The sequence below is a fragment of the Tolypothrix campylonemoides VB511288_2 genome, assembly GCF_045999855.1.
Taxonomy (GTDB): domain Bacteria; phylum Cyanobacteriota; class Cyanobacteriia; order Cyanobacteriales; family Nostocaceae; genus Scytonema; species Scytonema bouteillei_A.
In genome coordinates this window covers 780,551-794,825 of sequence record NZ_JBFPMW010000003.1, presented here as the reverse complement: position 1 = coordinate 794,825, position 14,275 = coordinate 780,551, and the positions used below count along the sequence as shown (strand labels likewise).

Here is a 14,275-nt window from a genome sequence, read left to right as displayed (position 1 = left end):
AATAAAAACGAGGAACTAGTCCGTAAGGGCTATACGCTAAATTTTATACAAAATATTTGATAGTTTAGCAAATCACCATTCCTATATCTTGGTAAAAAATACGGAAACCATCCTCAAACTATTAAGATTGAAGCATTAGAATACGTATTCACAACCCTCAAACAGTATGCCTCTATCCCGTGCGATCGCGTTGATTGTTGGTCTGATCGTTATCCTGGGACTCAGCCTATGGTTGATTAATTCTCTTATTCAGCTTTACTGGCAATTATCTTGGAGTTCTCCCCTGCTGGGTAACTTACTGTCGATCTTAGTCGTTATTTGTATAGCAGCCTTAATTGGTGGATTTGTTTACTATATATTAGTGATTCAGGCAGGAGAGCAGCGTCAACGCCGCAAGCGCAGACAGCAAGCAAATATCCAAGTTCCAGACGCCAGACCCGAAGCAGCTTCTTCCACTTTACAAGCTGTGCGACAGCAGTTGGAGCAAGTTCAAGATGAAGTCACCCGTCAAGCTTTACTTAGCAAATCGCGAGAAATTGAAGCGAATCTTGCTCGTGGTGAGATTCAAGTGGTGGTATTTGGTACGGGGAGTGCTGGAAAAACCTCTTTAGTGAATGCAATTTTGGGACGCGTGGTTGGTAAGGTTGATGCGCCCATGGGAACCACTCAAGTTGGAGAAACTTACTGTTTGAGATTAAAGGGATTAGAACGCAAAATTTTAATTACGGATACACCAGGGATTTTAGAAGCAGGTGTGGCGGGAACTGAACGGGAACAGCTTGCACGAGAACTAGCAACGGAAGCAAATTTACTCTTATTTGTTGTAGATAATGATATTCGGCGTTCCGAATACGAACCGTTGCGATCTCTGGCAGAAATTGGTAAGCGATCGCTTGTTGTCTTAAATAAAGTCGATCTTTATACAGACGAAGATAAAGAAGTTATTTTGGCACGTTTGCGCGAACGAGTGCGCGGATTTATTGCACCCAGTGATGTTGTGGCAATTTCAGCCAATCCTCAAGTGGTGGAGTTAGAAGAAGGCGGTCTCTTTCAACCAGAACCCGAAATCTTACCATTACTCAAGCGAATGGCAGCAATTTTGCGAGCAGAGGGTGAAGATTTGGTGGCTGATAATATCCTCCTGCAATCTTTGCGCTTGGGTGAAGAAGCAAGAAAAATTATCGATGCTCAACGTCGCCGCCAAGCTAATAAAATAGTTGAGCGATTTCAATGGATTGTTGCTGGTGTGGTTTCCGTGACACCAATACCAGTGGTAGATTTGCTTGCAACAGCTGCTGTGAATGCCCAAATGGTGGTGGAAATTGGGAGAGTTTACGGTTGCGATTTAAATTTGGAGCGTGCAAAGGAATTGGCGCTGTCTTTGGGGAAAACTCTTGCTAGTTTGGGAATCGTTAAAGGAGCGCTGCAGTTACTTTCTGTGGCATTACAAACAAATATTGGGACTTTTATTATTGGTAGAGCCATTCAAGGCGTAACAGCTGCCTATCTGACGCGAATTGCGGGGAAAAGTTTTATTGAGTATTTTCGCAATGACCAAGATTGGGGCGATGGCGGTATAACTGAAGTTGTGCAGCGTCAGTTCCAACTGAACCGTCGGGATGAATTTATGAAGTCATTTATTCAAGAAGCGATCTCACGAGTTGTTAAACCGTTACAAGAAGAAAGCGAGCCGTGATAGGGGGGACTACTCGTTCTTGACCAAACGTTTCTCATCGATTGAACAGTGCGATCGCACTACTCAATATCTCGCTAAAGACTGCCCTAGGGGAAAGAACTCACGAAAACTATAAACACGCTATTATTCTTTTTATACTCTAAATTTTTGTTCTTTTCCTTTATTATTAACTCTACTTGTTTTTATCTAAGTAATACTCAACACTGTTTTTTCTAATTTTCTCCGTAAAAATAACTATACTATATGTTATTGTTAAATAAGGACATTACATTGTTCATTTATTTACAGGGCATTCCGGAAACAGGGGGCAAAAATAGAAAACCTATATAAGCAGTGACTCAGTAGCTAGCTAATGACAAACTATATGATAGGCAAGGTACTACAAGGACGTTACCAAGTTGTCCAGAGCTTGGGGGCTGGGGTATTTGGTGAAACATACGTTGCTGTAGATATCGAAAATCCAGAAAACCCTAAATGCGTCGTTAAACAACTCAAGGTTACTAGTACACAACCTAGTTACTTACAAATTCTAAGACTGCGGTTTCTGACAGAAACCGAAACACTAAAAAATCTCGGACATCACAACCAAATTCCCGAACTCCTGGGCTGTTTTGAGGAGAACGAACGTTTCTATTTGGTACAGGAGTTTGTTGAAGGTCACTCAGTCGCAGCAGAACTACCCATTACACCAGAATTGGGCTATCTGTGGAATGAGAGTGAGGTTGCTGAGTTTTTACAAGAAGTTTTGAGGATTCTGGATTTTGTTCACTCTCATGGTGTCATACACTGTGATGTCAAACCAGAAAATTTAATCAGACGTGCTTGTGATGGTAAGCTAATGCTGATCGATTTTGGATCGATTCAGCCTATTGATTTTGGCTCAGATACAGTTTTGCCCATTTATCGGATACCTGTCACTTCGTTGGGATACATACCACCGGAGCAATTTATCGGTCAGACGCAGCCCAATAGTGACATTTATGCTTTGGGTATGATTGCTATACAAGCTCTGACAGGACAAACACCCCTACAGTTGAAGGTCGATCCCACCACTCAAGAGATTGTTTGGCGTTCTAGCACTACCCCGGTGAGTGATTACCTAGCTGCAGTAATCAGCCAAATGGTTCGCCACAACCACAAAAACCGCTATCAATCTGCCAATGAAGTCTTGCGAGCACTTCAGCAAATGCCAAGTGACACTTGGGACTCGCAGACAGTCGTAGATGTAAAGTATAGTGTTTCAGATACAGATGACAACACTCATCCAAGAGTCAGTACCGACAGCAGCCCTTCTTCAGCGAAATCGTCTCCACTTTTAACGGGGATGAAGGTGGGATTAGCAGCTAATTCTTTGGTAATGGGTTTTGGTGTTTATTCGATTATTTACAACACTCCTGCATATTCAGAAACAGAAACTTTATACAAAGCAACCGAGCAATTTCAATCTGGTGACTTGCAAGAAGCTATTGCTTTAGCTAAGTCAATTCCCTCAAATAGTAATGTTTATCCTGAAGCACAAAGTAGTATTGATGAATGGGAAAAACAATGGCAGACAGCTGACGAACAGTACAAAATAGCTGAAAAAGCCTTTCAAGAAGGTCGTTGGGCTGAAGTTCTTCGCGCTGCCTCTAAAATGCCTGATAATATTTATTGGCAATCAAAAACTGACAATTTAGTCGAGCAAGCCCAATCACGCATCGAAGAACAAACAAAAAATTTACTTTCTAAAGCTTATGAAAAGGCAACATTAAAAGACTTTAACACTGCACTAAACTATCTCCGCCAAATTCCTGAAGAATCTTCTGAAGGAGCACTCGTTCAACAGAAGTTAGCTGAGTACAATCGGAAGAAAGAGGTGAGAGCTTCTTATTTATTACAAAAAGCTTATAACAAAGCTTCAGAACGCGATTTTCTAGGGGCTGTTCAATTTCTCCAACAGGTTCCCAAAGATACGCCCGTCTATGCTACAGCTCAAGTTAAATTACTTGAGTACACGCAAAAGCAACGTACACAAGCTGAAGGTCAAAAACTAGCTTCCTCAAAGTTAACGAATACTTCTTTAGATATGGTTCAGCCCTTTACAGATAGTAGTTCCGCAACAAGTTTACAAAATCTCGATCTGGATAATGAGTTGCATGAAGTCAATATAAGATAGTCAATGGTTAAAAAAAACTTTAGACACAGTAGAGAGAACTCATGGTTTTTCTCTACTGTGGAGGCGGACTGTTGGGCGTTTCTACAGTGTCTTGACTTGGTAATAATAACTGTTCCCGTGCTCGATCGCGAGCATCGATTGCTGGTTGATAATCCGGCTTAAGTTTAAGCGCTTTGTTGTATGCTGAAATGGCATCTTGATAGAGTTTCAAGTTCAACAAAGCATTACCTTTGCTATACCAAGGTTCGTAATGATTCGGTTCTTGACTGATGGCTCGATTGTAAGACGCGATCGCATCTTGATATTTTTTCAAGTTATACAATGAATTTCCGCGCCCGTACCAAGCTTGATAGTTTCCGCGTTTGAATTGAACAGCTTTATCATAAGAGATCACTGCTTCTTCATAACGTTGCATTTGATGAAACGCCCAAGCCCGTCCATACCAGGCTTGATAGTTACTGGGATTATATTTAATGACTTCCTCAAAAGAGTCTACAGCTTCTTGATATCGTTGCAAACTGTTGAGTAAATTTCCTCTAGATAGCCAAGTCAAATAATCATTTGGTTTGTATTGTACTGCTTTCTCATAAGATGAAATTGCATCTTGATAGCGTCGTAGATTGACCAAGACATTACCGCGACTGTACCAAGCGCGATCGTAAGCAGGTTTTAATTCTGTCACTTTATCATAAGCCACAAGTGCTTCATCATAACGTCTCAAATTATTGAGAACTAGCGCCTTATTATACCAAGCCTCATAATAGTCCTGTCTTAATTCAATAGCTTTATTATAAGAGTCAATAGCCTGGTCGTATTGTTTGATTTTTGTTAAAACCTCTCCTTTTTTATTCCAAATTTCCGGCTGATTCTTATTGAATAACAAAGCTTTATCCAAGGAAGAAACAGATTCTTGGTATCTTTGCAATTGATTTAAAGCAAAGCCCCGACCGCGCCAAGCTTCCAGATGATCGGGCTGTAGTTGGATGGCTTTATCATAAGCAGCCAACGCCTCCTGATATTTTTTCAATTCATATAATGTTTTCCCTTGACCGTTCCATGCTTTAGCATAATCCGGTCTGAGTTCTAATGCTCTGTCATAGGTTGAGAGCGCATCCTTATAACGTTGCAGATCGTAAAGTGTATTGGCTTGCTGATACAATTCCGTTGCATTTGTTGAATTAATCGCATTGACAACATAAATAGAACCTGCTGTACCCGTACCTATTAAAGTGATAGCAGCTAAAATTTTTATAAATATATTTTTGCCAGATTTGCTACTAGTTTTGCTCTGAGTTTTTATATTTTGTTTATTTATAGAAGGCGGACTCAATGCCACAGTTTGAGACTGAGATTTTTTTAATTCTTTCAGGGCTTGCAAAGCAACAGAAGCTGAAGAAAAGCGCTGTCGAAAGTCATAGCGCACCATTTTATCTAAAACTTGCGCTAAATCCTCATTCACTGAAACCCTTTCGCGCCATATAATTTCGCAAGTCTCTGCGTCTTTTTCCAATTCTTCAGGAGACAATCCAGTCAATGCTTGAATACCCAAAATTCCAACAGCATAAATATCGCTGCTAAATTTGGGATTTCCCTGCGCTTGCTCGCTAGGAATATAGCCAGGAGTTCCAATAGCAACAGTAAATTTTGTGTGGCGATCGGGGCTAACAAATTGCGTGGCGATTTGTTTAACAGCACCAAAATCGATAAGGATTAACTTTCCATCAGAACGCCGTCTGAGGATATTATGAGGATTGACATCGCGGTGAATAACCTTTTGTTGGTGAACAAAGTCTAAGATTATCAAAATTTCTTCTAAAAGAGCAATAACGCTATCTTGAGAGAGAGGTTTTTCGGGTACGATTTCACAGCTGAGATTTGACCCTTCAATAAACTCCTGTACGAGATAGAATTCCTCGTTCTCCTCAAAGTAAGCTAAAAGTTGGGGAATGCTGTCATGAGTTCCCAATCTAAATAAAACTTGAGCTTCCGTATCAAATAAACGTCTTGCTGTTTCTAAAGTAACAGGGTCATTCGCTTGAGGTTTAAGTTTTTTAACAACACATTGCGGAGAGCCGGGTAAATGGGTATCACTAGCGATAAAAGTTTCGCCAAATCCACCTCCTCCCAAGTGACTGATAATTTGGTATCTTCCAACAAGCGTGCTTCCTAACATTCGGTTTACCCAGCCTAATCCTGATGATTCCGATCCCAATATTGCCACAGCTAACCACTAACTACTAACTACTAACCACTAACTACTAACTACTAACCCAAAATCAGCATGATTCCTATTGGTGATAACGTTTTCTTTTTCACGCGCCGAAAGCCAGTCATTATTTATGTGCTGATTGGCATTCATCTTGCTTTGTTTTTGTGGGAACTGAAACTAGAGTTAAGCGGTGAACTCGGCGCTTTTGTCAATACTTGGAGTATAGTACCAGCACGGATAAGTGATGCGATCGCAGCAGGGCTTTCTGGCAATCTGGCCGCTTGGTTAGTGGTTCTGATGCGTGCGACTTGTCTGGTGAGCGGAATGTTCCTGCACGGAAGTTTTAGTCAAATTTTAGGTAATTTAATATTTCTATGGGTTTTCGGTAGAACCATTGAAAGTATTCTGGGATATGGGTGGTTCTTGTTACTTTACTTGCTTTCCGGTCTTTTGACTGGGCTTTTACAAGTTTTAGTTGAACCTAGCTTAACAATACCGTTGATTGGCGCAAATGGGGCTATTGCAGCTATTTTAGGAGCTTATGTTCTGAAATTTCCCCAAACAAAAATTGACACGGTTTTACCTTTATTGATTATCTTTATCCCCATACAACTACCAGCTTTTTTCTTCCTATTTTGGTGGTTTGTGCAGCAATTGTCTTATGGTATTGGCAGTTTAAATATTCCAGGTGGTGTTAATCCCTTTAGTCTTGGTTACTGGGCTCATGGTGTGGGAATAGTTATCGGTGCAGTTTTTATGAAATTCTTATCCAAGAAACACAAATGAAACTCCACCATGTTACTCTGAGGGCAATTTGCTTATTCATTCTGGTTGTTCTGAATCTAAAAGCGTACCTTCTAAATTAGCTCTTTCCAAATTAGCTCCATTCAAATTCGCATCTTGCAGTTCCGCTTGACTCAAATTCGCATCTGTTAAGTCAGCAACAACTAGATCTGCTCCACTCAAGTTTGCTTGCTCCAAATTTGCAGCCATTAAATTTGCTTCATGCAAGTTAGCCTCGTTGAGAGTTGCAGTTATTAGGTTAGCAACAGTCAAGTCAGACTGACTTAAGTTAGCATTATCTAGAATGGCTCCATCTAAAATAGCTCCATCTAAAATGGCTCCACTTAAGTCGGCTCCACTCAAATTTGCCTGAGCTAAATTCGCTCCATTGAGATCTGCATTTGTCAGACTGGCTTGGCTGAGATTTGCTCCATTGAGATTTGCTCCATCAAGTAAAGCCCCATCCAAAATAACTTCACTGAGATCGGCTCCTGCGAGATTTACCTCACTTAGTTCGGCTTGTGTAAAATCTCTAACACCTGCTACATATTGTGAGAGGAGTTCTGTTGCTTTCATGACTCTTACCTAACTCAAATGACTCACAACGACTGATTTTCTAAAAGACTATTACTGTAAGTCTTTATTTAGAAAAATGAAACCTTTTTTTGAATATATAGCAGTCCAAAATGAAATACAAAAATAAGAGTGAAGACTGCTAATTGCTTTTTGACCATTAGCCATTAGCTATTAGCTATTAGCAATCCAAATTTTTTACAAATAATTTAGGATTGCCATATAACTGCAATTGTTCTAAAGTACCAAAAATAGCCCCTAAAATATGTCTATCTAAAGTTATAAATGTGGCAATCCTATTGAAATTTTGAAAAAAGTAAGTGGAGATTGCCCATCCTACAGGACTTAAAAATTTGCATGAATGATTTAGGATTGCTATGGTCTCTACATATAGATAGAGACAACAAAGAAATCATGGTAAAATTGTAGGCATTTGATTGAGAATATGACACAGTTATTAGACAAAGTTGTATGGATAACTGGTGCTTCTTCAGGCATAGGAGAAGCACTTACTTATGAAATAGCACGACAAGGAGCTAAAATTATTTTGTCGTCCCGCAGAGAACGGGAATTACATAGAGTTAAGAATCATTGTCCCGGAGAATCCGATAATTATAAAGTTCTTCCTCTTGATTTAACTAAAGCAGAAACATGGAAATCATCTGCGGAACAAGCCGAAAGCTTTTTTGGTCGGGTTGATATTCTTATTAATAATGGAGGAATCAGCCAGCGCTCTCTTGCTAGCAAAACCAGCATAGAGATTGAAAGAGAAATTATGGAAGTCAATTTCTTTTCTGCGATCGCTTTAACAAAATATATTTTACCAGGAATGATAGCCAGACAATCGGGACATATTATTGCTATCAGCAGTCTTGTTGGCAAATTTGGTACCCCTTTTCGTTCCACATATGCTGCTTCCAAACACGCATTGCATGGTTATTTTGATTCTTTAAGAGCGGAAGTTTGGCAAGAAAACATACAAGTTACGCTCATCTGTCCCGGCTATATTCAAACCAATGTCTCCCTTAACGCATTAACAGAAACGGGAGATAAATATAATATCATGGACAAAAACCAAGCAGAAGGATTACCCGCTTCTCAATGTGCCAAAGCAATAGTTAAAGCCATTCAATTAAATAAAGAAGAAATTTATATTGGTGGAAAAGAAATCGCCGGAGTGTATCTCAAACGACTTTTTCCAAATTTATTGTCAAAAATTGTACGTCGAATACAACCTTAAGCTAACAGCAGGAGAGATCCTTCGGGTTCTTACCTGAGAGAGGTTCAGTTATCTTTTCTAACGGTTATCATTCCAGAAACAGATTCAATAGAAATTTAACACAACTGCTAAGCCATAGGAGAAGGTAAATGAAATTGTCACCCCTTCCCCAGAATTGTTTACTTGCAATTGTACTGCTATCAAGCACGTTCACGATGCCAAGCAGTCAAACTCGAGCACAAAACGCCAACTCTCAACCATCAAAACTTAACTCAATTTCTGCATCTCAGGCTCGAGTCATACGTAAAGATCTATTTGTCACTAGTGCTCTGGGAATTCGCATTTTTGTGCGAGAGGTGGGATTTAATAACAATTCCGCTAACGCTGGTACTCCCATCTTGTTGATTCATGGAGGCGGTGGAGGCGGTCTTGCAACCTTTGATGTGAATGTACCGGGCTACTCTCTGGCTGAAAAATTCGCTAAAGCAGGACATCGGGTTTATGTGATGAATGTTCGAGGGTGGGAACGATCGACCCGTCCTCCAGCCCTGAATGCTCCTCCCAAAGCCAATCCACCAGCCGTGACTTCCGAGGAAGCAGTTCAAGACATTAATGCAGTCGTGGATTGGATAATTGCCCGCAATCAAGCTCGTTCTGTTGCACTTGTTGGTTGGGCAACAGGAGGACATTGGGCAGGTATGTATACCAGCCGCAATAACGATAAGGTAAGCCATTTGGTACTGCTGAACAGTCTGTATGCGGTAAATGCACCTTGGGAATATCGCAAAAACTTTGAGAATTCCGACCGTCCGGGAGAGTTTGAGCGGGATGCTGGTGCTTACCGATTGGTAACAGCCGATGGACTTATAGCAAATTGGACAGAATCGATTCCAATGGCGGACAAAAGTTTGTGGCGTGTCCCTGCAGTTGCACAAGCCTATCAACAAATCACTCTAGCAAGCGATCCCACGAGTGGAATGCGTCAACCTCCAAGTGCAAGAATTCCTGGGGGGTACCGTTTGGAAAGCTACAACCTCTCACGCGGTCAAAAATATTGGAATGCTTCAGATATTCGCGTTCCCACTCTGTTAATTCGGGGCGAACAAGACCATTGGTCAAGACCGGAAGATATCACAACTTTGAAAGCAGAGTTAGTGAATGCTCCTAGCGTCAAAACTGTTGTCATTCCTAACAGCGGTCATTTTTTGTTACTAGACAGACCAGAACGAGGTCGCGATCGCTTTATAGCTGAGACAATCTCATTTCTTAAATGAGTTTTTTAACCTCACACTTGTCACGTAGCAATCCTACTCGATCTTTGACAATTAACTGCGTCTAAATCCCCGACTTCGTTAAGAAATCGGGGATTTAACTTTTAATAATTCAATCCTCGTCTTCATCTTCCTCATCCCCAAGAATGTTGAACATTGTGCCCATACCTGCAACTAACTGTTGTGCAACATTCATCAGCTGCCGAGCATCTTCTTCTGAAGCGATGTTGACATAGAGGCTTTCAGTATCCAAGCCTGCATACATGGGATGATATATAGCAAAAACTCCATGACTCGGGTTTTCGTAAAGTTCGATTTCCGTGTAACCCAATGCTTCTCTATTAATTAATTCATAACCGTTTTCCTGCAGCCAGCTTGACCAGTTACCCTCGCCAGCACGAGGTAATTCTGATAACTGCTTGGTCTGCCAGTCCATCACTTTCATGGGATTCATGGTTTATTTCCTTTGCCCTGCGATTGCATTTTCTCAAAAATACAATAGCAAGTGGAATGCCAACGCTTCCAAGCATCTAATTCCCTGTCATTATCCACTCGCGTGCAGCCTTTTCTGCGGCTTCAGGAGCAAAGTAGAGCTTGCGTTCGCCAAAGACGACACCGCCAGAGCTAATAACTCGAAACTGCCAACAGTCAGCTTCAGTGTAAAAAATTACAAGTATGTAATTGCGGATACCAACAACTGCGTGAACGAGAGTATGAGTCATGTTGTGGCAGACAGAAGCATGGTCTTTGACACTCTCCGCCCTAAAGGGTCGGAGATTCTTGGTTCATTGACTCGCCGTTAGACGACAGGTTTGCACCAATCGCCCAAGAGGGCAAATCTCCCCAAGCGTAAGTTCCCATGTGCCCCACGGTACTGAGTCCCAATTTAAGGATATTGATGGCTGCGTTCACGTCTCTATCTTCCACAAAACCGCAATGTGGACAAACATGGGTTCTAGTGGATAGAGACTTCTTCACCTTCTCACCACAATTAGAGCAATTCTGGCTTGTGTTATGGGGAGGTACGGCAACTGTAACCTTCCCACATTTGTGACCAAAATACTCTAACCATGACCGGAAAGTTGACCAGCCAGCGTCAGATATTGACTTAGCCAGATGACGATTACGTACCAAGCCTTTCACATTCAAGTCTTCATAGGCTACCAAATCGTTAGATTGGATGACGGAGTATGCTAATTTCTTGCAATACTCTTTTCGTTGCCTACTTACTCTTAAATGTTTACGGGCATATCGATTTCTAGCTTTGTGGTAGTTGGTTGATTGTGTCTGTTTCGCTTTTTTCTTTTTGGGGTCGTACTTCTTGGATTTTTTGCGGTTAGCACGGTTCAACTGTTTTTCAGACTGGCGATAAAACTGGGGAGATTGTTCTACATTGCCTTTGTTATCAGCAATGAAGTACTTCAATCCCAAGTCAATACCTACTATTTGACCTGTCGGTTGAGTCTCAACTTTTAGGTCAACATCGATGGCAAATTGAGCATAGTACCCGTCAGCACGACGCACTAATCGGACTCGCTTAATTTGTTTGAGCTCATAGTAGTTAAGGTCATAAGTTCCCTTTAATTTTAAGGTTCCTATTCCTTTCTTGTCAGAGAAAGTTATAGCTTTGCGGGTATCAGAAAGTTTCCATCCTGATGTTTTATATTCAACAGAACGGCAATGTTTCTTGAACTTTGGAAAACCCTTCTTTCCTTTAACTTTCTTTTTGCAGTTATCATAAAACCGAGCGATCGCCGACCATGCCCGTTCTGCCGCAGATTGTCTCGCCATTGAGTTAAGTTCGTCGGCAAAAGAAAACTCAGCAGCAAGAACAGCACAATGCTTATTCAAAGCATATTTATCTACTTTCTTGTCCTTGTTATCCATCCAATGTCTGAGACATTTGTTTTGAATGAACTGACTAGTACGAATAGCGTCGTTTATCGCCCTATACTGCCTGTCTTTCCCTTCGACCTTAAACTCGTAGATTATCATCGGCTCGACCTAACCAACTCCATCTTTATGCTACTATGTTTTGCATAAAGTCGCCCTAGAAGGGCGAGGTTTTAAACCCAAATTTCTGATAAAAGCTCTCTGGGGAAGCTAAATCTTTCGCAAGGAGAATTTTGAACCAGAGTGAAAACAGGATCTAACCTATGGTATAATACATTTTACCAAAAACAAATTCTGCGGTATTTTGTCCGCTACTCGTCATGCATTTTAGAATTTTAGTTGTAGGAAGCGAGATGGCTTCCCAAAAGGAGGATGACCGGCGCTAAATGTTCCGGTCACCGTCGGCTCGACGTTGAGGCTGCGTTAGCCGAAGTTAAAAAGCTTCAATTTGACCGCAAATATCGTGATGCCTCTGGATTGTTTTTCATCGAAGGTGTACGGAATTTTGTGCAAGCAATTGACAATGGCTTTGATGTATCTACAATCCTGTTTAGTGAGAAACTGCTGACAGCACCTATTGCACGAAAGCTAGTTCGCCAAACTCGGCGCAAAGGCGCGAACAGCGTCTCCATCACACCAGAACAATTTCGACAAATCTCTCATACCGAACGTGCTTCAGGTGTTGCGGCGATCTTGCGTCAGCGCTGGTTCAAGTTGCATGATGTTTCTCCACAAACTGGTTTGTGCTGGGTAGCTATTGAAACTGTGCGCTCGCCGGGAAACTTAGGAACCTTAATTCGTACTTCTGAGGCTATAGGTGGTGCTGGATTCATATTTATTGGTGGGAGAGTCGATCCATTCGATCCGGATGTTATTCGAGCATCTATGGGCGCACTCTTCCGTCAGAAGTTTATACGCACCGGATTTTCTACACTGACTGAGTGGATAAATCGCCACTCCTGTCATGTCATTGGTGCTTCACCAGACGGAACAATTGACTTTCATCAATTTGATTATCCTGGTTCGACTGTTCTGTTCTTAGGTGAGGAACGTCAAGGTTTAACCCAACAACAGAGAGATTTGTGTCAGCATCTTATACGGATTCCAATCGTAGGGACTGCTGACTCTCTCAATCTCGCTGTAGCAGGTAGCCTCCTCATGTATGAGGTTTATAGGTCAAAAGTTTTCAATATCTAGAACCACAGTATTTTCTTATAGAAAGGGTATCTCGTATCTGTTCTCGCTGGAGGGGATGCGAGAAACCCTTTGATGATTTGGATAGAAACTGAGGGAACACTGAAGATACACATCTTCGTTCGTATGCAAATTCCTCATGAAAATAATGGCGCAAACGAGTACCAGGCTTGTCATGCGGCACCGACCTCTGGGAAAGTGGTGGCAAGGTGGGTTAATTTTTGCTTTTAGCTTGGTTTTTGTGATTTCCGGACTGTTTGTTACGCCTGTTTCGGCTAGTTTCAACTGTCATCGCTTCTCATCCAACCAAATCAATTGTGAATTAAAGCAATTTAGAATACTGGGAGGTACAAAAAAACAACGTATTTTCGATCCTCAAATAGCAAATATTAGAACCAAAAGTGGCAGTCGGGGAGGAAGCAGGTATCAGGTCGTTATTTCAAGCCCACAGGGAGAATTTGAGATTCAGTCACCTACTCACAACTACGAACAAAATCAGCAAGTTGCTTCCCAAATAAATAGTTTTATTAGCTCTCAGCAAACAGACTTCTCAGTTAGGCAAAACCAGTGGCATGATTACTCTTTATATTTTCTATTCATTCTAGTGCTAATGACAATTGGAATGTTCTTAATCACATCTCCTGTTGAAAACTGTACTTTCTACAAGAGTCTAAATAAAGTTGTGATAGAACGCAAAGGTTTACGCGATCGCAAGCTCGTTGAATATCCATTTTCAGAGATTTTACGTGTTGACATAGAATCAAAAAGCGAACGTTACGGCAAGCGTTACCGACTTATCCTGATTTTGAAATTTTTACAGGAGATTCCAATTCATCAAAACTATACCAACAAAGAAGATGTTTCTCATTGCCTTTTCAACATCCATTTATTTATGGAGCACAAAATTTAACTGGGGCATTTATGCAAAAGTCTCTAGACACAATTAACAGGTTCAACAGGATAGCTCTCCACTCAGTCTATGATGAAACATCGGCTTACGTACTTATACTGTCAGAATGTTCCGTCAATCAGTGCTAGCCGCCGCCTTTCGTGGCGAACTCGTTCCCGAAGACCCCAATGACGAACCTGCATCTGTCCTGCTAGAATGCATTCGCGCAGAACGTGCCTTACTCCAAAACCAAACCAAAACTGCTAAGAAATACACACCCAAAACTGGTGGACGGCGGGGTAAAAAAACCCAACAGTCAGAACCAGAACCGGAGTCAGTGCAGTTAGAGTTATTGGAATAGCGTATAGGGCGAGCGCTCAGGCGTGGAGTAGT

At 41.3% G+C, this 14,275-nt stretch carries 13 protein-coding genes; 8 read left to right on the top strand and 5 right to left on the bottom strand.

Annotated elements, in window-relative coordinates:
* Window positions 1-166 precede the first annotated feature (166 nt).
* Together AB0756_RS11965 and AB0756_RS11960 are read left to right on the top strand one after the other, a co-directional pair.
* On the top strand, window positions 167-1,696 hold the full coding sequence (locus AB0756_RS11965; RefSeq protein ID WP_038080531.1) for a YcjF family protein: 1,530 nt from the start codon (window positions 167-169) through the stop codon (window positions 1,694-1,696).
* Between the two features lie 352 nt (window positions 1,697-2,048).
* Window positions 2,049-3,851: a protein kinase domain-containing protein gene (locus AB0756_RS11960; protein WP_038080534.1), complete on the top strand. Its 1,803-nt coding sequence runs from the start codon at window positions 2,049-2,051 to the stop codon at window positions 3,849-3,851.
* Between the two features lie 52 nt (window positions 3,852-3,903).
* Here AB0756_RS11960 and AB0756_RS11955 read toward each other — a convergent pair whose 3' ends face one another.
* Complete coding sequence (locus AB0756_RS11955) at window positions 3,904-6,024, bottom strand: serine/threonine-protein kinase (protein WP_038080536.1); 2,121 nt, start codon at window positions 6,022-6,024, stop codon at window positions 3,904-3,906.
* A gap of 108 nt (window positions 6,025-6,132) precedes the next feature.
* Here AB0756_RS11955 and AB0756_RS11950 point away from each other — a divergent pair, with 108 nt between their 5' ends.
* Window positions 6,133-6,846, top strand: coding sequence for a rhomboid family intramembrane serine protease (locus tag AB0756_RS11950; RefSeq protein WP_038080538.1), 714 nt, complete (start codon window positions 6,133-6,135; stop codon window positions 6,844-6,846).
* Window positions 6,847-6,882: 36 nt separating this feature from the next.
* Here the strand turns inward: AB0756_RS11950 and AB0756_RS11945 are convergent, their stop codons facing one another.
* Window positions 6,883-7,419: a pentapeptide repeat-containing protein gene (locus AB0756_RS11945; RefSeq protein ID WP_038080540.1), complete on the bottom strand. Its 537-nt coding sequence runs from the start codon at window positions 7,417-7,419 to the stop codon at window positions 6,883-6,885.
* Window positions 7,420-7,861: 442 nt separating this feature from the next.
* On the opposite strand from AB0756_RS11945, the gene AB0756_RS11940 reads away from it, so the two are divergent.
* Together AB0756_RS11940 and AB0756_RS11935 are read left to right on the top strand one after the other, a co-directional pair.
* Window positions 7,862-8,656 (top strand): SDR family oxidoreductase, encoded by a 795-nt coding sequence (locus AB0756_RS11940; RefSeq protein WP_038080542.1) that lies wholly within the window; start codon window positions 7,862-7,864, stop codon window positions 8,654-8,656.
* Window positions 8,657-8,784: 128 nt separating this feature from the next.
* Window positions 8,785-9,909: an alpha/beta fold hydrolase gene (locus tag AB0756_RS11935; protein WP_038080544.1), complete on the top strand. Its 1,125-nt coding sequence runs from the start codon at window positions 8,785-8,787 to the stop codon at window positions 9,907-9,909.
* Window positions 9,910-10,018: 109 nt separating this feature from the next.
* On the opposite strand, the gene AB0756_RS11930 is transcribed toward AB0756_RS11935, so the two are convergent.
* The 3 genes from AB0756_RS11930 to AB0756_RS11920 all read right to left on the bottom strand — a co-directional run bounded on the left by AB0756_RS11930 (window position 10,019) and on the right by AB0756_RS11920 (window position 11,901).
* The gene (locus AB0756_RS11930; RefSeq protein WP_050045109.1) at window positions 10,019-10,360 is read right to left on the bottom strand and encodes a hypothetical protein; all 342 of its coding nucleotides are present in this window, start codon (window positions 10,358-10,360) and stop codon (window positions 10,019-10,021) included.
* Between the two features lie 76 nt (window positions 10,361-10,436).
* A complete protein-coding gene (locus AB0756_RS11925) occupies window positions 10,437-10,628 on the bottom strand; it encodes a hypothetical protein (RefSeq protein WP_038080548.1) in 192 nt (63 codons plus the stop codon).
* A gap of 40 nt (window positions 10,629-10,668) precedes the next feature.
* Complete coding sequence (locus tag AB0756_RS11920) at window positions 10,669-11,901, bottom strand: RNA-guided endonuclease InsQ/TnpB family protein (RefSeq protein ID WP_038080550.1); 1,233 nt, start codon at window positions 11,899-11,901, stop codon at window positions 10,669-10,671.
* Between the two features lie 270 nt (window positions 11,902-12,171).
* Between AB0756_RS11920 and AB0756_RS11915 the strand changes: the two genes are divergently transcribed.
* The 3 genes from AB0756_RS11915 to AB0756_RS11905 all read left to right on the top strand — a co-directional run bounded on the left by AB0756_RS11915 (window position 12,172) and on the right by AB0756_RS11905 (window position 14,243).
* The gene (locus AB0756_RS11915) at window positions 12,172-12,996 is read left to right on the top strand and encodes a TrmH family RNA methyltransferase (protein ID WP_038080552.1); all 825 of its coding nucleotides are present in this window, start codon (window positions 12,172-12,174) and stop codon (window positions 12,994-12,996) included.
* A 145-nt stretch (window positions 12,997-13,141) separates the two neighbouring features.
* Window positions 13,142-13,903: a hypothetical protein gene (locus tag AB0756_RS11910; protein WP_237265800.1), complete on the top strand. Its 762-nt coding sequence runs from the start codon at window positions 13,142-13,144 to the stop codon at window positions 13,901-13,903.
* Between the two features lie 106 nt (window positions 13,904-14,009).
* Window positions 14,010-14,243, top strand: a complete 234-nt coding sequence (locus AB0756_RS11905; RefSeq protein WP_038080556.1) for a hypothetical protein — start codon at window positions 14,010-14,012, stop codon at window positions 14,241-14,243.
* Window positions 14,244-14,275 lie beyond the last annotated feature (32 nt).